The 19,159-nt window shown below is 39.2% G+C and carries 18 protein-coding genes; 10 read left to right on the top strand and 8 right to left on the bottom strand.

Features of this window, described 5'->3' with window-relative positions; genetic code table 11:
* Positions 1-3 precede the first annotated feature (3 nt).
* Positions 4-828, top strand: a complete 825-nt coding sequence (locus ACIF8R_RS11995; protein WP_396480954.1) for a tetratricopeptide repeat protein — start codon at positions 4-6, stop codon at positions 826-828.
* Positions 829-862: 34 nt separating this feature from the next.
* Here ACIF8R_RS11995 and ACIF8R_RS12000 read toward each other — a convergent pair whose 3' ends face one another.
* The 4 genes from ACIF8R_RS12000 to ACIF8R_RS12015 all read right to left on the bottom strand — a co-directional run bounded on the left by ACIF8R_RS12000 (position 863) and on the right by ACIF8R_RS12015 (position 5,801).
* Complete coding sequence (locus ACIF8R_RS12000) at positions 863-1,786, bottom strand: AEC family transporter (protein ID WP_396480956.1); 924 nt, start codon at positions 1,784-1,786, stop codon at positions 863-865.
* Between the two features lie 64 nt (positions 1,787-1,850).
* Positions 1,851-2,960 (bottom strand): NADH:flavin oxidoreductase/NADH oxidase, encoded by a 1,110-nt coding sequence (locus tag ACIF8R_RS12005; protein ID WP_019457539.1) that lies wholly within the window; start codon positions 2,958-2,960, stop codon positions 1,851-1,853.
* A 9-nt stretch (positions 2,961-2,969) separates the two neighbouring features.
* Positions 2,970-5,102 (bottom strand): TonB-dependent receptor family protein, encoded by a 2,133-nt coding sequence (locus ACIF8R_RS12010; protein ID WP_396480959.1) that lies wholly within the window; start codon positions 5,100-5,102, stop codon positions 2,970-2,972.
* A 132-nt stretch (positions 5,103-5,234) separates the two neighbouring features.
* Positions 5,235-5,801 (bottom strand): DNA-3-methyladenine glycosylase, encoded by a 567-nt coding sequence (locus ACIF8R_RS12015; protein ID WP_396480961.1) that lies wholly within the window; start codon positions 5,799-5,801, stop codon positions 5,235-5,237.
* 75 nt (positions 5,802-5,876) lie between these two features.
* On the opposite strand from ACIF8R_RS12015, the gene mutM reads away from it, so the two are divergent.
* Positions 5,877-6,701, top strand: a complete 825-nt coding sequence (gene mutM / locus ACIF8R_RS12020) for a bifunctional DNA-formamidopyrimidine glycosylase/DNA-(apurinic or apyrimidinic site) lyase (protein ID WP_396480963.1) — start codon at positions 5,877-5,879, stop codon at positions 6,699-6,701.
* Between the two features lie 19 nt (positions 6,702-6,720).
* The gene (locus ACIF8R_RS12025; RefSeq protein ID WP_396480965.1) at positions 6,721-7,011 is read left to right on the top strand and encodes a peptidylprolyl isomerase; all 291 of its coding nucleotides are present in this window, start codon (positions 6,721-6,723) and stop codon (positions 7,009-7,011) included.
* Positions 7,012-7,021: 10 nt separating this feature from the next.
* Here ACIF8R_RS12025 and ACIF8R_RS12030 read toward each other — a convergent pair whose 3' ends face one another.
* From ACIF8R_RS12030 to typA, 3 genes are all read right to left on the bottom strand, one after another.
* On the bottom strand, positions 7,022-7,375 hold the full coding sequence (locus ACIF8R_RS12030; protein ID WP_396480967.1) for a gamma-glutamylcyclotransferase family protein: 354 nt from the start codon (positions 7,373-7,375) through the stop codon (positions 7,022-7,024).
* A gap of 141 nt (positions 7,376-7,516) precedes the next feature.
* A complete protein-coding gene (gene mscL / locus ACIF8R_RS12035; RefSeq protein WP_032055316.1) occupies positions 7,517-7,948 on the bottom strand; it encodes a large conductance mechanosensitive channel protein MscL in 432 nt (143 codons plus the stop codon).
* A gap of 254 nt (positions 7,949-8,202) precedes the next feature.
* Complete coding sequence (gene typA, locus ACIF8R_RS12040; protein ID WP_004705742.1) at positions 8,203-10,038, bottom strand: translational GTPase TypA; 1,836 nt, start codon at positions 10,036-10,038, stop codon at positions 8,203-8,205.
* Positions 10,039-10,216: 178 nt separating this feature from the next.
* On the opposite strand from typA, the gene ACIF8R_RS12045 reads away from it, so the two are divergent.
* The 5 genes from ACIF8R_RS12045 (at position 10,217) to ACIF8R_RS12065 (ending at position 15,781) form a co-directional block, all read left to right on the top strand.
* Positions 10,217-11,575 carry a uracil-xanthine permease family protein gene (locus ACIF8R_RS12045; RefSeq protein WP_396480969.1) on the top strand — a complete coding sequence of 453 codons (1,359 nt, stop codon included), beginning with the start codon at positions 10,217-10,219 and terminating at the stop codon, positions 11,573-11,575.
* A gap of 65 nt (positions 11,576-11,640) precedes the next feature.
* Positions 11,641-12,654, top strand: coding sequence for a methyltransferase (locus ACIF8R_RS12050; protein ID WP_396480971.1), 1,014 nt, complete (start codon positions 11,641-11,643; stop codon positions 12,652-12,654).
* Positions 12,655-12,675: 21 nt separating this feature from the next.
* Positions 12,676-14,136 carry an amino acid permease gene (locus ACIF8R_RS12055; protein ID WP_019457532.1) on the top strand — a complete coding sequence of 487 codons (1,461 nt, stop codon included), beginning with the start codon at positions 12,676-12,678 and terminating at the stop codon, positions 14,134-14,136.
* A 277-nt stretch (positions 14,137-14,413) separates the two neighbouring features.
* Positions 14,414-15,619: an RtcB family protein gene (locus ACIF8R_RS12060; RefSeq protein ID WP_396480974.1), complete on the top strand. Its 1,206-nt coding sequence runs from the start codon at positions 14,414-14,416 to the stop codon at positions 15,617-15,619.
* An 18-nt stretch (positions 15,620-15,637) separates the two neighbouring features.
* Positions 15,638-15,781 carry a hypothetical protein gene (locus ACIF8R_RS12065; protein WP_396481094.1) on the top strand — a complete coding sequence of 48 codons (144 nt, stop codon included), beginning with the start codon at positions 15,638-15,640 and terminating at the stop codon, positions 15,779-15,781.
* A gap of 128 nt (positions 15,782-15,909) precedes the next feature.
* Here ACIF8R_RS12065 and omp38 read toward each other — a convergent pair whose 3' ends face one another.
* A complete protein-coding gene (omp38, locus tag ACIF8R_RS12070; protein WP_396480976.1) occupies positions 15,910-16,959 on the bottom strand; it encodes an outer membrane protein Omp38 in 1,050 nt (349 codons plus the stop codon).
* 379 nt (positions 16,960-17,338) lie between these two features.
* Here omp38 and ACIF8R_RS12075 point away from each other — a divergent pair, with 379 nt between their 5' ends.
* Positions 17,339-17,854: a GspH/FimT family pseudopilin gene (locus ACIF8R_RS12075; protein ID WP_396480978.1), complete on the top strand. Its 516-nt coding sequence runs from the start codon at positions 17,339-17,341 to the stop codon at positions 17,852-17,854.
* A gap of 108 nt (positions 17,855-17,962) precedes the next feature.
* Positions 17,963-19,138, top strand: a complete 1,176-nt coding sequence (locus ACIF8R_RS12080; RefSeq protein WP_396480980.1) for a thiolase family protein — start codon at positions 17,963-17,965, stop codon at positions 19,136-19,138.
* Positions 19,139-19,159: the final 21 nt, after the last annotated feature.

Raw genomic sequence — 19,159 nt, forward strand, 5'->3', positions numbered from 1 at the left:
GAAATGAAAAAATTACTCATCGCCAGCCTAATCGCCATTTCAAGTTCATCAATCTTTGCGGTAGACAGTACGGCATCTGCGGCAAAAAATGATGTCTTTAAACAGGCAGAACAACTTTATGCAGCAAAAAATTATCCCGCTGCCTTTCAAGAAGTCCAACGCCTTGCACAGACAGGAAATGCTCAAGCGATCTATAACTTAGGCTATATGACGCAAATGGGACAAGGCACTGCCAAAGATAATGCCAAAGCTCTGAAATATTATGAAGATGCCTCGAACAAAGGCTATGCTCAGGCCAGTTATAGACTTGCGCAAATTTATGAAACTGGTGAATTAGGCCTCGCAAAAGATAGTAATAAATTTAGCCAATATGTGCAGAAGGCTTCGAACCAAGGCTCTGATGATGCAACGGTAAAAATTGCGACTATTTTATTTGCCCAGAAAAAGCCTCAGTCTCATCAAATTGCTTTACAAAAGCTAGCGCCTTTGATTAGAAAAGGAAACTACCCTGCTATTCAGGTCAAAGCACTTTATGATATTAGCCAAGGGGTTGAAAATAAAAACCCTCTCATGAAACGCCAAGGCATTGAAGCATTACAAGCGATCGCCCAAAAAGGTTATGCGCCAGCATCTATGGCTTTAGCGACCATGATGGCAAATGGGAATATCATTCCTCAGAACTTGCCTCAAGCAAAACAGATTTTTACTGAACTTGCTAACCAAAATGTTCCTAACGCTAGAGAGTCTTTAGCTTCGGTCGAAAAGATTATTGCTGAGAAGAATAAACAAGCTGCCGCTGCCCCTACACAGCCAGCACCTAAAAAATAGTAAAGAAACAATAGCCCCACATGGGGCTTTTCTTTTACCACCACAAAGCAATAAGCCCACTTACTCCAATAAAACCAATAATGGTGCTTATCATTAAAGGCGTTAATGCCCTTTCATTTAAACCGTATGCTTGCCCAAAAATACCAAAAGCAATTGGCATCGGCAGTGCCGCAATTAATGTTCCAGCATAGAGCATTTCTCGGCTCACATTTGGAGTCACTAAAAAAAGTGAAAATATTACAGTTGGCATGAAAACGACTTTAAACATGGCCAGCAATATACTTTGTAAATTCACGGCGGTAATACCTATACCAACCAAGCTGCCGCCAATAGCAAATAGTGCTAAAGGTGAGGCTGTCCTTCCTAAAAGTTCTAAAGCTTGCCCAAGTTTTGAAGGTAGATGAATGCTGAGCAAAATACAGCTCATTCCAACCAAAATTGCAATAATTACAGGGTTTTTAAGTAAGTTAATAAAAGTCTTTTTAAGAAGCGGTAAAAGTTTCTGTTGTTGATGCAACCCAGCTTCAGCCAAAATGAGCATTAAAGCGACGATTAACAAGTTTTCAATAATTAAAGTTAAAGATATATAGATTGCAGCGTGGCTACCAATGAGCATGGTCAAAATAGCCGTACCCATAAAGCCTGTATTCGACATAGAAGCCCCCATAGAAATGACGGCGCTATGGGTTAGGCTATTTTTAAAAAACTTTCGATAAATGATAAAAGCCAGAGTAAACAAGATTAAAGAGCCGCCACCATAAGCAATAAAATAAGCGGGGTGCCAAATCTCTTGTAAGTTTTTATTGGCTAAAGACTGAATTAAAAATGCAGGAAGAGCAATTTTAATAACAAATGCGCTCAGGGCCCTAATCTGCTCAGGTGTTACCAATTTAATGAGGACACTACAGTACCCCATCAACAACAAAAGTAAGATTGGTAAAATTACCTGAAAAACCACAGAATGTTCCCTCACTCATCTCAAAATAAAAAAACGGGCAAATCTTAATTTGCCCGCTGATAAACTAAAAAGAATCAAAAAGCTGTTTTAAGCCATGTGGCTGACAACGCAAGTACTGAGGGGCAATTTTAACTTTTGCTCCTAGTGTAGCGGCTGCATGCCACGGCCAACGCGGGTCATATAACATAGCACGAGCAAGGCCAATTGCATCCGCTTGCTGATTTTCTAAAATTTGTTCAGCATGTTCTGGCTCGGTAATCAGTCCTACTGCAATCACAGGAATAGACACATGCTTCTTAACCTGTTCTGCAAATGGAACTTGGTAGCCCGCTCCAATGGTAATATTTTGATGTTCATGTAAACCACCGCTAGACACATGAATATAAGCTGCTCCTAGCTGCTCTAAAGCTTTTGATAAACCAACCGTAGATTCAATATCCCACTGTTCGTTACCATCCATCCAGTCAGTTGCAGATAGACGTACTCCTACTGGATAGCCTTCAGGAACCGCGAGTTTAATTGCTTGAAGTACTTCAAGTGTCATACGCATACGGTTTTCTAAAGAACCGCCATATTCGTCAGTACGTTGATTCGCAATTGGCGATAAGAATTGATGTAGCAAGTAACCATGCGCTGCATGTACTTCGATTAGCTCAAAGCCCGCTTCAACTGCACGTTTTGCCGCAGCTGCAAAGTCTTGTTGAACTTGTTTAATTTCATCGATTGTTAATGCATGTGGCGCAGCATCGTGAACTGAAAAAGTACTTGTACTTGGGGCAACTGTTTGCCAACCATGTGGCTGATTTTTTGCAATTTGTCCTTTACCCAACCAAGGCTTTTCAGTCGATGCTTTACGACCAGCATGTGCTAACTGAATTCCAAATGGCATAGGAGAAAGTGTTTTAACTTTCCCCAATAAAGTTTTGATCTGGTCACGTTGCTGGTCATTCCAAAGTCCAAGATCTGCATAACTAATTCGACCTTCCGCTTGTACAGCAGTAGCTTCCACAATACATAGACCAGCTCCAGACAAAGCATAATTTGCCCATTGCTGCTCATGCCAATAAGTAATTTCGCCTTCATCCGTTGCCGAATATTGGCACATTGGGGCAATTACAATTCTATTGACCAGTTGTAGCGAATCAAAATTAACCGTTTCAAATAATTTTGCCATTTTAAATTCCTAGAATTGTTTAATTACACGTAAACCTGCGCTCCAGTTACGCCCATCAGCGGGTTCAAAGTAACGGTCATTACCGTCATTCACAATCACTGAACCTGCATAATTTTTATCAAACAAGTTATCTACACGAGCAAAGCTTTTGACTTTCCAATCGCCTAAATCCCATGCATAACCAATATTTGCTGAAGTTACACTGTAGCTCGGTGCTGCGTCACTGTTGGTATCATTCACGTATACTTTGTCCATATACTGTACTTCTACACCACCATATAGACCGTGCGATGGCTGCCATGCCAAAGAGGCATAAGCTTGGTTTTTAGCAATACCCGGAATCGCATTTCCTGATGGAATTTGAGCAATATTTCCTAAAGCTGGAATATCAGCATCAAAAGTTGCATCTAAATAGGCATAGCTTGCAGTCGCTATTAAATCTCGCCACAACTTTTTGTTCCACGCAAACTCTACCCCTTCACGTAAAGTTTTATCTGCGTTACGGAAGGTAGTACGTCCGTTTGAGCTTCCTGCTGAAACAATGTCATTTTTGGTTTTAGTTTGAAAAACTGCCAAAGTAAAATCACCTAATTGGTTTTGTGATTTTAAACCAGCTTCATAGGTATCACTGGTCGATGGTTTTAAGTCAAAATTAAAACTTGCTTTTGTCGTATCAGTTTGATAAGCCATTTCAGTAAAGGTCGGTGTTTCAAATCCTTTGGCATAACTTACATAGGCCATGAGTTCAGGTAAAATTTGCCAGCTTAAAGCAGCAGAAGGTAAAACTTTATCGTAATCGGTCTTCCCACTATCGTCGCCATTACTTAAATAGTTATCTTTAGATTTGTAATGCACATTGCTATAGCGGACACCCGTATCTAAACGCCATGTGGGTAAGAACTGCCACGAAGCTTGCAAATATGGGTCGATATTCCACAAAGTATTGTCTTCATCACGGCGTAATTTACCTTTGACGCCATAAGAAGGTTGACCATTTACTAAGTTAAAATTTTCATAACCTTTACGGTCTTCATCCATCGCATCGAGTGCAACACCAACACTTACAGTAGTATTTGGAAGTAACTCTTTACCCGTCCAACGGAAATCAGCACCATAATAATTACGTTCGAAATCAATCACGCCACCAGCATGATTAATACTGGCATCTTGTGTCGATTTAGGTATAGATTGATACTGAGTGACTTGTCGATTACCTAAATATGCCATGGCATAGAGTTCATTTTTATCATTAATTGGCTTAGACCATGTCACCCCTGTTTGGGTTTGCTCAATGTCTTTACGGACATTAAATTGCTTTAAAAAAGGCACTTGTTGCTTTGGGTTCGCATTCCACTGGTCATGTGTTAAACCCTGTGGATCATCTGCATTGATTTTGACATAGTTAGTCACCCAGTTGATTTTGCTACCATCATCAAGGTTCCAACTGAGCTTGGCGTTATTTAAGATTTTATCTGCACCGCTATGTTCCCGATAACCATCAGTATCGAAGTAAGATGAACTAATAATATAACTTGGTTCATTCGCACCCTTTGCACCACCTTGTAGTACTAACCCTGCTCGGCTTTTATTGTGGCTACCTCCCGAATAGCTCAGCTCAATTGAGTCTTTGCCTTGTCCTTCTTTAGTAGAAGTTAAAATTGTCCCACCTGATGAGTTTCCATAAAGTGAAGAAAAAGGTCCCGTTAGAACTTCAACATGGTCTAGACTACTTAAATCAATATTAGAGGTTTGGCCTTGCCCATCTGGCATTGTTGCGGGAATACCATCCACATATAGACGAATACCTCGGACACCAAAAGTAGAACGTGCACCAAAACCACGCATAGATAGCTGCAAATCTTGCGCATAATTTTCACGATTACGAATCTGTAAGCTCGGTATACCTTTCACAACTTCAGTTAAATTGACTTGCGAAGAAGTATCAGCTTGAGGTGCATCTATTCGAAAAACCGAAGCAGGTGTTTGTAAGTAAGTCGTATCGGTACGCGTTGCTTCCACATGTAAAGTAGGCAATTTGGCAACGTCTTGGGTTAAGTCTTCTGCCCAAACGAGTGGACTCGAAATGCAGCCCATACTCATCAAAATACAGTAATGAAGTCGGTCTAAGCGTAATAAGGACATGCTTATTTCCTTTATTTATATTGTAGTTATCATAACAAAAAGCGGTGTCTTGTCTGGATATTGAATTTGACCCACATAGTTGTAAATTTAGAACACTATTTCGTTATTTAAAAATTAATTTCTAAATTTTAATTATCGACTTAACGAAGGATGATCTTTCCAGCAATATCGTTCAGGCCAGTCTTTTGCTTCTTCAGCGTAATCAATTCCAATGCGTGGCGTTAAAACAACTTCTGGTTGTGTAGTGGCCGCTTCAATCCATAGCCCAGATTCTTCACCTAGAGTCTGGCCTTTTAAACTACGGTCAATACCCAAATAACGTGTCAGTTTGCCCGGTCCAGCTAAAAGCTTATATTCTTTTTTTGTTGAAGCATTACTTAAAAATACAGACCGAATCATCACTCCTTCAGGCACACCCTCTGTTTGAGTAATAATATTAAGCATTTCATACATGCCATAAATTAAGTAGACGTAAATCGTACCACCATGGCTATACATTACCTCAGTTCGAGCTGTGCGTTTATCATTGTAACTATGGCAAGCTTTATCTTGAATGCCCAAATAAGCTTCTGTTTCACTAATTGTGCAGCGGATGACTTGACCATCAGGCTGTCGCTTACACAATACGCAGCCGATTAAATCATATGCTACTTCCGAAGTTTCTCGTTGAAACCAGCTTAATGGTAAAATATCTGACATAGTATTCTCTGAAATATTACATACCACACGTTATACTTGATTAATCCAGTATATCTGTTAATTCTGCGAGTTGGCATGCCTGAGTTACCCGAAGTCGAAACCACCAAAACCAGTTTATTTCCTCTATTGAATCAAAAAGTTCTAAGTGTTGAAGTACGTAATCCGAGCTTACGCTGGCCTATACCAGACAACATTCAAAAACTTGTTGGGCAACGTCTCATTGGTTTAAATCGACGTTCAAAATATATTTTGGCAGAGTTTGAACAAGATCAAATGCTCTGGCATTTAGGCATGTCAGGAAGCTTTCGTCTGACTGAGCCAAATGATGAACTAAGAAAACATGACCACCTGATTATTCAATTTGAAGATCAGCAGTTACGTTACCATGACCCACGTCGTTTCGGTTGCATCCTTTGGCTTAATCCTGAGACTCAAGGCAAACTCATAGATACTTTGGGGCCTGAACCTCTAAGTACTGACTTTCATGCAGAATATTTAGCTTCTAAGCTCAAGAACAAGTCTGTCGGCATAAAAATTGCACTTATGGATAATCATGTAGTGGTCGGTGTAGGCAATATTTATGCAACTGAAAGCTTATTTAATGTTGGCATTCACCCAGCACAGCCTGCTGGCGATTTAACCATGCAACAAATTGAAAAACTCGTTGTCGAGATTAAACGCATTTTGAAATCGGCAATTGATTTAGGTGGCTCAACGTTACGCGATTACAGTAATGCTATGGGTGAAAATGGTTATTTCCAGCAAACACTTCTTGCTTATGGTCGTGCTGGAGAAATGTGTGTTAACTGTGAAACCACATTAGAAAACTTAAAACTCGGTCAGCGTGCCAGTGTATTTTGCCCACAGTGCCAACCACTTAAAAAGCTGAGAAAGCCTTAATTTTTTGGAGGAAGACAACATGCAAACAGCAATTGTCCGACATATTTTAGTCAAAGATAAAGACTTAGCTGAACAGCTAAAAAAGAAGCTACAAAGTGGTGCAGACTTTGCCAAACTAGCCAAGCAATATTCCACCTGCAATTCAGCTAAACGTGGCGGTGAACTTGGCGAAGTTAAAAAAGGTCAATTAGTACCCGTCATCGACAAAGTTGTCTTTACAGCTGCTGAATGCGTGTTGCAAGGTCCTATTAAAAGCCAGTTTGGCTATCATCTTTTAGAAGTTAAATTCCGAATGGGCAGCTTACGCTGATTCCATTAATTTAATTATGGTTTTCAGAAGCTTGAGCCTGTTCATTCATTTGATATGTCCAGGCTTTAATATATTCACCCGACTCTAGTTTTACATCTGCGATGACACGCTGGTATTGAAAACCTTCGAAGTCATCCAGCATCTGCCAGTTTTCAGCAAGTTTTTCTGTGCTAAACACATAACCATCTATCCAATCGGCTTGCGAATCTAACTCAAGTGCTTTTAAACCCTTGTCTGGACCCCAATCTAGAATATGAATCACGCCTCGTACGCTGGCTTTTATCCAGTGACCATCGATTTGTTCTAAAATATGAGCATTAGCTTGATTCGGACATAAAGTGCCATATACAAATAGCTGATTCATTAATTCTCACCCCTTTAACAATATGCCCAGTTAAAACGAATTGTAAGTTTATCAATATATAGGGCCATACTTAAAATTAAAAAAAAATAATTGATCAATAAAAAACGGCACTCTAGGTACCGTTTTTTATTTCAAATCTGATTAAGCTTGCTTTTTCAACTCATCACGAATTTCACGCAATAGTTGCACGTCTTCAGGAGTTGCAGCTGGAGCTTCTGGCTCATTCTTATCACGGCGAAGTCTATTTAATAATTTCACCATTAAGAACACAACCCAAGCCAAAATAAGGAAGTTAATTAAAATGGTTAGGAAGTTACCGTAGGTCAATACGTTGATACCTGCTTTTTGTAAGGCATCCAAAGATTGTAAATTATTAGGGTTTGCACCTAACACAATAAACTTTTGAGAGAAATCAACACCACCACCAGTAATTACAGTGATAAGCGGCATGATGATATCTTTTACTAAAGAGTCTACGATTTTGCCAAAAGCACCACCAATAATTACACCAATGGCTAAATCCATCATATTGCCTTTAATGGCAAATTCTTTAAATTCTTGAATAATACTCATCTAAACATCTCCAGATGTTGGGGGGAGGAACACATCATATTTTTCTTTTTCAATGGCCTCTTATCCATTTAGATAGTACTCGCCATGATATTGATAATTTAATATTTTTTTCAGAAAAAGAAAGCTATTTCACACTTTGACAACATATTTGTTTACAAGAAAAATATGAATTTAAGCTTATTTTCAGCTTTGTTTGATTTCAATAAAAAACCGCTAAAATTAATTTAGCGGTTTTTCTTTTCATTTAAGAAAAATTATTTATCACGGTTACGTTTACGTTCGTTTTCAGTCAGGTAACGCTTACGGATACGGATTGATTTTGGAGTAACTTCTACTAACTCGTCATCTTCAATGAATTCAAGCGCTTGTTCAAGCGTATATTCAATTGCAGGTACTAAAGTTAAAGCATCATCTGTACCAGATGCACGAACGTTAGTTAATTGTTTCGCTTTAGTTGGGTTTACAACCATATCATCTGAACGAGAGTTAATACCCACGATCATACCTTCGTAAACTTCTAACTGTGGTTTAGCAAACAAACGACCACGGTCTTGTAAGCTGAACAATGCATAGCCCAAGCAAGTACCTTGAACCATAGAAATCAACACACCGTTTTGACGTTTCGCAACAGTACCTTGTTTAACAGGGCCATAATGCGAGAAGCTTGAAGTCATGATCCCTGTACCAGAAGTCATGGTCAAGAATTCAGAACGGAAACCGATAAGACCACGTGAAGGAACAGTCGCTTCAATACGGATACGGCCTTTACCGTCAACTTCCATATTAGTCATTTCGCCTTTACGGTGACCCATTTGTTCCATTACAGCACCTTGATGCTGTTCTTCAACGTCAAACGTTACGTTTTCGTAAGGTTCTTGTCTTTCACCATCAATTTCTTTGATGATTACTTGTGGACGTGATACGCCCATTTCAAAACCTTCACGACGCATGTTTTCAATTAAAACTGAAAGATGAAGTTCACCACGGCCAGATACTTTGAAACGGTCTGGACTGTCAGTATCTTCAACACGTAAAGCTACGTTATGAATTAATTCGCGATCAAGACGTTCACGGATGTTACGTGAAGTTACGAATTTACCTTCTTTACCAGCAAACGGAGAGTTGTTTACTTGGAAAGTCATAGATACTGTAGGTTCATCTACAGATAAAGCTGGTAATGCTTCAACATTTTTCGGATCACAAATCGTGTCAGAAATGTTAAGTGCATCAATACCAGTAATACATACGATGTCACCAGCAGATGCTGAATCTACATCAATACGCTCTAAACCATGGTAACCCATGATTTTTAAAATACGACCGTTACGTGTATTGCCATCTTTGTCAATTACAGTAACAGGAGTGTTTAATTTTACTGAACCACGTTGAATACGACCAACACCGATAACACCTACGAAGCTATTATAGTCAAGTGATGAAATCTGCATTTGGAATGGACCATCAACGTCAACTGCTGGTGGCTCAACGATGTCTACAATCGTTTCGAACAACGGAGTCATGTCTTCTGCAAGTTCTTCAGGAGCTGGACCCGCTACACCACGTAAACCTGATGCATAAACGATTGGGAAATCTAATTGCTCATCAGTTGCACCAAGGTTATCAAACAAATCAAATACTTGATCGATTACCCAGTCTGGACGCGCACTTGGTTTATCAACTTTGTTGATAATAACGATTGGTTTTAAACCACGAGCAAAGGCTTTTTGTGTCACAAAACGAGTTTGTGGCATTGGGCCTTCTTGAGAGTCAACAAGAAGCAATACGCAGTCAACCATCGACATAACACGTTCTACTTCACCACCGAAGTCGGCGTGTCCCGGGGTGTCCACGATGTTGATACGGTAAGTTGTATCAGTACGCTTATCCAACCAAGTAATAGAAGTGTTTTTCGCTAAGATGGTAATACCACGTTCACTTTCAAGCGCATTCGAGTCCATGACACGCTCAATCTCGCCTGCTCGGTCACCGAGAGCACCTGATTGCTGAAGTAGTTTATCGACAAGTGTGGTTTTCCCGTGGTCGACGTGCGCAATAATTGCGATATTACGGAGATTTTTGATATCTGACATGAAAATTAGAAACGCCTGAAATTTGAGGGCAAATTATACAGAAAAACACTACTCTTGAGTAGTGACAGTTTATTGACATTGACAAAAAAATTTCCCAATAGCCTGTATTTCGTTTTGTAAAGATAGGTATCTCGATTAGAATAGCGCCAATTTGCGAAATTGCGGCGTACTTACCCCCATGTCCAATCAACCATCACAAGACCATCTTGACCTCGTTTATGGACTAGATGACCGACCAAAACCCTTCGTGGCTTTTTTGGCAGCTTTTCAACATTTGCTTGCAATTATTGTCCCGATTGTTACACCTGGACTTCTCATTTGTTTAGCTTTAGGCGTTTCACGTACTGAAACTAACATGATTTTATCGATGTCTTTGGTCATTTCAGGAATTGCAACTTTCTTACAATGTAAAAAAGTTGGTCCTTTTGGTGCTGGTCTACTGATTGTCCAAGGTACTAGTTTTAACTTTATTGGTCCGATTATTGGTATTGGTAGTGCAATGGTTGCCGCAGGTACGCCAGTAAATCAGGTTATGGCTGCTATTTTTGGTGTGGTGATTGCAGGTTCATTTATTGAAATGGGTGTTTCACAAATCCTGCCATGGGTAAAAAGACTTATTACTCCCCTCGTGACTGGTATTGTTGTACTTCTGATTGGTTTAACACTTATTAAGGAAGGTCTTATTAGCATGGGTGGTGGTTATCAAGCCATGCATGATCATACTTTTGCAAGTGCAGACAACCTTATTATGTCATGTACCGTACTTGCGATTATTATCGTTCTAAACCGTATTCGTGTAGTTTGGATTAAAAGCTCGGCTATTTTGATTGCTTTGGTTATTGGCTACATTCTTGCTGGTTTCATGGGGTACCTAGATTTTTCTGGTCTAAAAGACGCACCTGTTATTCAAATTCCGACACCAATGCACTTTGGCTTAAGCTTCTCATGGGGCTTATTTATTCCAATGGCATTCATTTATTTGGTGACTTCATTAGAAGCAATTGGTGATGTCACAGCAACCAGTAAACTTTCAAACCAACCTGTAGATGGTCCTCAGTGGATGCAACGCATCAAAGGTGGTGTGTTAGTGAATGGTGCAAACTCTTTACTTGCAGGATTATTTAACACTTTCCCTAGTTCTGTTTTTGCTCAAAATAATGGCGTTATTCAACTCACTGGTGTGGCGAGTCGTTACGTGGGGATCTGGATTGCTGCTTTACTCATTATATTAGGTCTATTCCCTGCTGTAGCTGGTGTTATACAAGCTGTACCACAAGCAGTATTAGGCGGAGCAGTTATGGTGATGTTTGGTGCGGTTGCTGCCTCAGGCATTAACATTCTTTCATCTATTCACTTAGACCGTCGTGCCCTTTTAATTATCGCGATTTCACTTGCACTAGGTTTAGGTGTTGCTCAAGTTCCACAAATTTTGGAACACTTACCAGAATTATTTAAAAATATTTTTAGTTCTGGTGTAGCAACAGGCGGTATTGCGGCATTAATTTTAAATGTTGTACTTCCTGAAACACATAAATAACCCATTTTTAATTTTTTGATTACTGCCCAGTTTCCACTGGGCATTCTTCTTCATGAGAGATGTACATGGATCCTAGAAGTGAAGTGGTATTAAGACAGCAAGACTATTTAAAAGGTAGACTCTTGTTAATTAATGCTCCCAATGATGCTTTGGTAAGTCAATTACCTACTGAGATTGATGCATCAGTCTGGACATGGAATTATTCAGATTACCAAGGTTTTATTAATACAGGCACGACAGCACATTTCTCGGTTGAGTTTCCATCACAAGAATTCGATCAGGCTTTAATTTTTGTTCCAAAATCAAAAGAACTTTTAAACTATATATTACATGTGGTGATGAGCCATCTAAAAACTGACCAATCAGTTTTTTTAGTAGGTGAAAAGAAAGGTGGTATTGAAAGAGCTGCTAAACAACTACAAAGCTTTGGCAAAATACTTAAACTTGATAGCGCTCGACATTGTCAATTATGGCATTTAAAAATTGAGAAAACTGAAAAGATCAAACCTCTTGAGAGTTGGTTAAAAACCTATACAGTTCAAGCAAATGAACAAGAGCTTACCATTTGTGCCCTTCCTGGCGTTTTCAGTCAAAATCACTTAGATATCGGAACCGCTGTTTTACTCCCTTATCTAAATCAAGTGAAATCAGGTAGAATTGCCGACTTCGGGTGTGGCGCGGGAATTATCAGTTGCTATTTGGCAAAAGTAAATTCAAGTAATATTATCCATGCCCTAGATATTGATGCCTTCGCTTTACGGTCAACGGAAATGACTTTTAGTCGAAATGGAATAGGTTCAGACCAGTTGAGATTGCAGCCCGTTACAGGAATTGCAGACGCCCCAACAGAACTTGATGCCATTGTCAGTAACCCTCCCTTTCATCAAGGTATTCATACCAATTACGATGCAAGTGAAGGACTCTGCCAGAACGCTAAAAAACATTTAAAGGCATCAGGTGAGCTATGGATTGTAGCAAACCGTTTTTTAAACTATCCGATCTTAATTGAGAAGCACTTTGGTCAGTGTGAGATTAAAACTGATCTACAAGGCTTTAAGGTGTTATATGCCTGTGCATAACAAACTATGTAAGGAATCTCCATGAGCGAAACACATGCTCCTGAAAAACTCCAGCGAAAGCTTGGGGCTCGTCATCTGAATATGATCGCCATTGGTGGTTCCATTGGTACAGGTCTCTTCCTTGCTTCTGGGTCGACCATTGCAAATGCAGGTCCAGGCGGGGCGTTACTCGCCTACTCTCTCATTGGTATTATGATTTACTTCTTAATGACCAGCTTGGGTGAACTTGCAACTCATACACCGACATCTGGCGCATTCTTCACCTACGGCAGTCGCTATGTGGAAGATGGCTTTGGTTTCGCACTAGGTTGGAACTATTGGTACAACTGGGCAATCACGGTTGCGTTTGAGCTCGTTGCAGTACAGTTTATTATGAAATTCTGGTTTCCAGATATTCCTGGATTTTACTGGAGTGCGCTCTTCCTCGTCATTATTTTTATGATTAATGCGATGAGTGTAAAAGGATTTGGTGAAAGCGAATTCTGGTTCTCAATGGTTAAAGTTATCGCTATTGTTGCCTTCATTATCATTGGTATTGCCATGATTATTAAGGTAATGTTGACACCAGGAGTGGCGACATTCGGCAACTGGACCTACAAAGATGCACCATTTGTAGGTGGTTTACAGGCCATGATTGGGGTTGCCATGATTGCAGGATTCTCATTTCAAGGAACTGAAATGGTGGGTGTTGCTGCGGGTGAATCAAAAGATCCCAAGAAAACAATTCCACTGGCAATTAAACAGATTTTCTGGCGAATTTTATTATTCTATGTGTTGTGTATTTTCATTATCGGCACACTCATTGCCTATGATGATCCAAACCTATTGCAAGCCGCAACAACAGAAAATGTTGCCCTTTCTCCTTTTACCTTACTTTATGAAAAGGTAGGCTTTGCTTTCGCTGCGAGCTTAATGAATGCAGTTATTTTGACTGCTATTTTGTCGGCAGGTAACTCGGGCATGTATTCTTCTACCCGTATGTTATTTGATATGGCTCAGCAAGGTCGTGCACCGAAATGGTTTGCTAAACTCGACAATCGTGGTGTTCCAATGAATGCCTTATATGCGACCACATTTATTGCTGCATTCTGCTTCTTAACAACTTTTATTGGTGAAAAACAAGTCTTTAACTGGCTACTCAATATGTCAGGGATGTGTGGCTTTATTGTCTGGTTAGGTATTGCAATTTCACATTATCGTTTCCGTAAAGGCTATATTGCTCAAGGCTATAAATTAGAAGATTTAGCTTACCGCGCTAAGTTTTTCCCATTTGCACCTTGGTTTGCCTTTATTCTCTGTTCTATCATTATTCTTGGACAAAACTATCAAGCTGTTTTGGGCGGAAAAATTGACTGGATGGGCTTACTTTCCACCTATATCAGCATACCGTTATTCTTAGTAATTTGGCTCGGATATAAATGGAAAAATAAAACTAAATTAATCCCTTACGATCAAATGGATGTAAAACCAGAGCAAGATTAATAGTAAGTTTAAAGAGTCAATTAAAACTATCTAAACGTCAAAAACTTGATCTTTAGTTAAAAACAGGTAAAATGCCGTTCAGATTTTCAACGGCACTTTTTAAAAAAGGAGGACATCATGCCAACACTACAAGGTAAAACACAGTAACGATTTGGCACGATGTCAGCTCACGGACAAGTGTACAAATTTAATTCACTTGTCCGAATGCTCGAATTTAAGACCTAGCATTCGCTAGGTTTTTTTATGCCTATTCGGACAGAAAAATAAGAGAAAAATTATGGGCATACAAAAAATATTAAACGAAGAGGCACTCTATGGTGTCCCTGTTAAAATTTTCACTCAAGATATAGATAGTGAAAGTATCGAACAACTCAAGAACATGGCACAGCTGCAATTTATATATTCACATATTGCTGTTATGCCAGATGTTCACGTAGGAAAAGGTGCGACTGTAGGAAGTGTTATCCCGACTAAACATGCCATTATTCCAGCTGCAGTCGGTGTAGATATTGGCTGTGGAATGAATGCAATTCGTTTGAGCCTAAAAGCTTCACAACTTCCTGATAACTTAAGTCGATTACGTGATGCAATCGAACGAAAAGTACCTGTCGGTTTTGCTTTGCATAAACAGGTCAAAGCTAAAGCGTCGAGTATTATTCCGCTCGAAAAGCGTTTACAACCGATTGTAAAAAAACATCCAGGTCTAGTTCGCATGCTTCGGCAGTTTGATGCAACTTGGCAAAAACAATTAGGCACATTAGGAGGTGGTAATCACTTTATAGAGTTATGTATTGATGAAAATCAAGATGTCTGGATTATGCTGCATTCAGGTAGCCGAGGTCTGGGTAACGTCATTGGTACTTATTTTATTGAGCTCGCCAAGAAAGAAGCACAACATCGCTTTGGACATGTACCTGATAAAGACTTAAGTTATTTTGCTGAAGGCTCAAACAGTTTTAATGATTATGTAGAAGCGGTGGAATGGGCACAAGAATATGCTTTTGAAAATCGCAAAGAAATGATGCGATTAGTTTTAGAGGCAATTCGACCTCTTCTACCTTCGTTTCAAATGACAAAAGAAGCAATTAATTGTCATCATAATTATGTGAGTCGAGAAACCCATTTTGGTGAAAATCTTTTAGTTACCAGAAAAGGAGCGATTAGAGCAGGTTTAGATGAGTTAGGAATTATTCCAGGTTCTATGGGAGCACGTTCTTATATTGTTAGAGGAAAAGCTAACCCTGAATCTTTTTGCTCTTGTTCTCACGGCGCTGGACGTAAAATGAGCCGAAGCAAAGCTAAGATTCTGTTTAACCAACAAGACTTAATTGAGCAAACGCAAGGTATTGAATGTCGCAAAGACAGTGGCGTTGTCGATGAGATCCCAAGTGCTTATAAAGACATAGATGAGGTTATGGCAAATCAATCAGATCTTATTGAAGTCGTCCATACACTTAAACAAGTTTTATGTATTAAAGGTTAAAACATGAAAATTAAAGAAATGCCAAAAATTAAGGTTCGTAATCACGTAGCCCTGTCACCTTTACTTCAAAAAGGTGGTATGCATGAGACAGAAAAGCCTCGTGCACAACATCGTAGAGAACGACAAGACACCAAACAACAGTTAAGAAAAGGTGTTTGGTAAAAACTTATCTATAAATAATTAACTGAATAAATGTCATCAAGGAGATATACAAATGAAAAAATATTTTAAAAATCCCAATAAAAAAAGCGACTCTAACGAGTCGCTTTTTTACTGTTCAGAAACTCAAATTATTGAGCTTGTTGACCAGGTTGAACTACTACAGTACGGCTACCAGTGATTGTCGCAAATACACGACGGTTCATAGCACGACCTTCTTTAGTTTTGTTGTCAGCAATCGGTTGATCCCAAGCGAAACCTTGAGTAGACAAACGAGAAGCGTCAACGTTGTATTCGTTTACAAGAGCTGATTTAACAGAGTTAGCACGAGCTAAAGATAAACGTTCGTTCAACTTACGTGGACCAGTGTTATCTGTGTGACCTTCAATACGTGCAGTAGCGTTAGGGTATTCAGTTAACTTCTCAGCAACTTTAGCGATTTCTGGCTTGTATTGGTCTTTGATGTTTGACTTGTTAGTATCAAAGAACACACGAAGTTCCATGTTAAGGTCTTCAGTTAACTCTTGTGGTTGTGGAGCAACTGGAGTTGGTTCAACTGGAGCAACTTCTACTACAGGAGCAGCAGGCTTCAAGTGACCACCAAGAACTACGTTTAAACCAGCAAGAGCTGTATAGTTCCAGAATTGTTCGTCAAAGTTATAAGTACCACGAGCTTCTGTACGAAGAGATAAAGCATCGTTTAAGCGATAGAAAGCACCGATACCAGCGTTACCTAAAGTACCTTCTTCACTAGTATGGTAACCAAGATCAGGAATATCGTATTTGTAGTGACCAGCACCTAACAATACGTATGGCTTGAATTTGCTGTCATAGTTTTTAGTAATTAAATCAGAAGTAACATAGAAGTTACCATTGATTTGTTTTTGTTTGTATTCAGCATTTGGAGCACCAGCAATACCGTTTACATCACCTTTAACTTGGTTATATTCAGCTTCAAAACCTAACCATGGTGTTAACTCAATACCTAAAGCTGCTCCAACGAATAAATCGTCTTGTAGCTCAGGACTGTTTGTTAAACTACCTTTGTCACCACCGTTATTGTGTTGGCTGTCTTGGAAAGTGTAACCAAGCAATAATGGAGTAACAGTTACGCCAGCATTAGCAGCAGCTAATGGAGCAGCAACCAGCATAGTAGCAAGTGCAATACGACTCAATTTCATGGATATCCTCCAGAGATAACAATTGTTGTTCAAGCTCAGCCTAAATTTATTGGCCCCTGAGATATTTTTACCCCAGTATTATTTTTAAGCTATTCACATTTGAATCATACAAACACTTGATAAACTTTCCAAGTGCTTGATAATTTTAATCAAGTAAATTATTGACAAAATTACTTACAATTTCCGTTGTAATTCGGTAATTTTTTACTCAACTAGCAAATATGAACGACTTCTTTGTTTCGCTTGCGGTGATTTTACCAGTATTCTAGTCAACTGATAACCCTTATTTAATTTTGTGTTTCCTTATTATAAAAAATAATATAAATCATTGTCAGAAAACATAAAATTGCTCTATTTATACATATATTAAGGTTTCTTAATGTTTAGATCTCCTGGTTTTACTATAGTTGAGCTCTCTATAACCCTCGTAATTCTTGTGATTATGTCAGTTATAGCCATTCCTTTATACCATCAATTTATGGCATCTGCAGAATTAAAAAATACGCCGCGTGTACTCACAATTCACATACAAAAAGCCAAGTCTGACGCAATTACTAAGCATAAGAACATTGTTATTTGCCCAAGTTCCGATCAATTGGTTTGTAATACGAACTGGAATAACCGCCTAATCAGCTTTGTAGATAACAACCGCAACCTACAACATGATTTAAATGAAGAATTATTAACTTCTATAGATCTTAACCATACTTATGGCTCTATGAAATTACAACGTTTTGGTAAAAAACAAAATAGTATTGTTTTTCAAGGTAGCTCGGGACTACCAATCGAGTCTAATGGTAGTTTTATTTATTGTTCTTATGATCAGCTTAAAAATTTTAAATTAGTTCTTAGCAAAATGGGACATGTACGCTTAGAAGAACTTCAAAATTGTTAGAACTCTACAGTCTAATACAGAATCCAAGCCATCCCCCATTTTGCAATATACTGCTTAAGTTTTAATGTTTTCTTAATTTGAGATAAAGAACAATCGGAGATTACAACAATGACTGACATCGTAATTGTTAATGGTGCTCGTACTGCTATGGGTGGTTTTCAAGGATCACTATCTGGTCTCACTGCTCCAGAATTAGGTGCAGTAACAATTAAAGAAGCAATCGCACGAGCAGGTTTGCAGCCTACTGATGTCGAAGAAGTCATTATGGGTTGTGTACTACCTGCTGGTCTAAAGCAAGGTCCAGCACGTCAAGCGATGCGTAAAGCCGGCTTACCAGATTCTACAGGTGCAGTAACAATTAATAAGCTTTGTGGTTCAGGCATGAAAGCTGTTATGCAAGCCGCTGATATGATCAAAGCAGGTAGTGCTGAAGTTGTCGTTGCTGGCGGTATGGAGTCAATGACAAACGCACCTTATGTTTTACCAAAAGCACGTGCCGGATACCGTATGGGTCATGGCGAAATTAAAGACCATATGTTTTTTGATGGTTTGGAAGATGCTGAAACCGGTCGTTTAATGGGTTCTTTTGCTCAAGATATGGCAAATACTCGTGGCTATACTCGTGAGCAAATGGATGACTTTGCAATTCGCTCTTTAAAACGTGCTCAAACTGCAATTACTGAAGGCTATTTCAAAGATGAAATCGTCCCAGTTACCGTGTCTACACGTAAAGGTGATGTCATTGTTGACCAAGATGAACAACCTTTAAACGCAAAAATTGATAAGATTCCTTCGCTTAAACCAGCCTTTGCAAAAGATGGAACAATCACCGCAGCAAATGCGAGTTCTATTTCTGACGGTGCTTCTGCACTGGTGTTAACATCAAGTGAAGTTGCAGCGCAACGTGGCTTACAACCACTTGCTAAAATTGTCGCGACAGCTTCAAACTCTCAGCACCCTTCAGAATTTACCATCGCTCCTGTTGGCGCTATTGAAAAAGTACTTAAAAAAGCTGGATGGAATGCTCAGGACGTTGACCTTTGGGAAATTAATGAAGCATTTGCTATGGTTACCATGTGCCCAATTGATGATTTCAAACTTGATGCAGAGAAAGTCAATATTCACGGTGGTGCATGTGCACTTGGCCATCCAGTAGGTTCTACGGGTTCACGTATTATTCTTACGCTTATTCATGCACTCAAACGTACTGGCGGTAAAAAAGGTGTTGCTGCACTTTGTATTGGTGGCGGTGAAGCAACAGCTGTTGCCATTGAACTTATTTAATTCAATTGCCCTATTTAGGAA

Origin of the sequence: Acinetobacter sp. ABJ_C4_1 (assembly GCF_044538495.1) — a bacterium.
In the GTDB taxonomy this organism is placed as follows: Bacteria; Pseudomonadota; Gammaproteobacteria; order Pseudomonadales; family Moraxellaceae; genus Acinetobacter; species Acinetobacter nosocomialis_A.

Excerpts from the sequence above, each read along its gene's own strand:
- ACIF8R_RS11995 (WP_396480954.1), top strand. The coding sequence starts at position 4 with ATGAAAAAATTACTCATCGCCAGCCTAATCGCCATTTCAAGTTCATCA.
- ACIF8R_RS12005 (WP_019457539.1), bottom strand. The coding sequence starts at position 2,960 with ATGGCAAAATTATTTGAAACGGTTAATTTTGATTCGCTACAACTGGTC.
- ACIF8R_RS12010 (WP_396480959.1), bottom strand. The coding sequence starts at position 5,102 with ATGTCCTTATTACGCTTAGACCGACTTCATTACTGTATTTTGATGAGT.
- ACIF8R_RS12015 (WP_396480961.1), bottom strand. The coding sequence starts at position 5,801 with ATGTCAGATATTTTACCATTAAGCTGGTTTCAACGAGAAACTTCGGAA.
- mutM (WP_396480963.1), top strand. The coding sequence starts at position 5,877 with ATGCCTGAGTTACCCGAAGTCGAAACCACCAAAACCAGTTTATTTCCT.
- ACIF8R_RS12025 (WP_396480965.1), top strand. The coding sequence starts at position 6,721 with ATGCAAACAGCAATTGTCCGACATATTTTAGTCAAAGATAAAGACTTA.
- ACIF8R_RS12030 (WP_396480967.1), bottom strand. The coding sequence starts at position 7,375 with ATGAATCAGCTATTTGTATATGGCACTTTATGTCCGAATCAAGCTAAT.
- mscL (WP_032055316.1), bottom strand. The coding sequence starts at position 7,948 with ATGAGTATTATTCAAGAATTTAAAGAATTTGCCATTAAAGGCAATATG.
- typA (WP_004705742.1), bottom strand. The coding sequence starts at position 10,038 with ATGTCAGATATCAAAAATCTCCGTAATATCGCAATTATTGCGCACGTC.
- ACIF8R_RS12045 (WP_396480969.1), top strand. The coding sequence starts at position 10,217 with ATGTCCAATCAACCATCACAAGACCATCTTGACCTCGTTTATGGACTA.
- ACIF8R_RS12050 (WP_396480971.1), top strand. The coding sequence starts at position 11,641 with ATGGATCCTAGAAGTGAAGTGGTATTAAGACAGCAAGACTATTTAAAA.
- ACIF8R_RS12055 (WP_019457532.1), top strand. The coding sequence starts at position 12,676 with ATGAGCGAAACACATGCTCCTGAAAAACTCCAGCGAAAGCTTGGGGCT.
- ACIF8R_RS12060 (WP_396480974.1), top strand. The coding sequence starts at position 14,414 with ATGGGCATACAAAAAATATTAAACGAAGAGGCACTCTATGGTGTCCCT.
- ACIF8R_RS12065 (WP_396481094.1), top strand. The coding sequence starts at position 15,638 with ATGCCAAAAATTAAGGTTCGTAATCACGTAGCCCTGTCACCTTTACTT.
- omp38 (WP_396480976.1), bottom strand. The coding sequence starts at position 16,959 with ATGAAATTGAGTCGTATTGCACTTGCTACTATGCTGGTTGCTGCTCCA.
- ACIF8R_RS12075 (WP_396480978.1), top strand. The coding sequence starts at position 17,339 with ATGTTTAGATCTCCTGGTTTTACTATAGTTGAGCTCTCTATAACCCTC.
- ACIF8R_RS12080 (WP_396480980.1), top strand. The coding sequence starts at position 17,963 with ATGACTGACATCGTAATTGTTAATGGTGCTCGTACTGCTATGGGTGGT.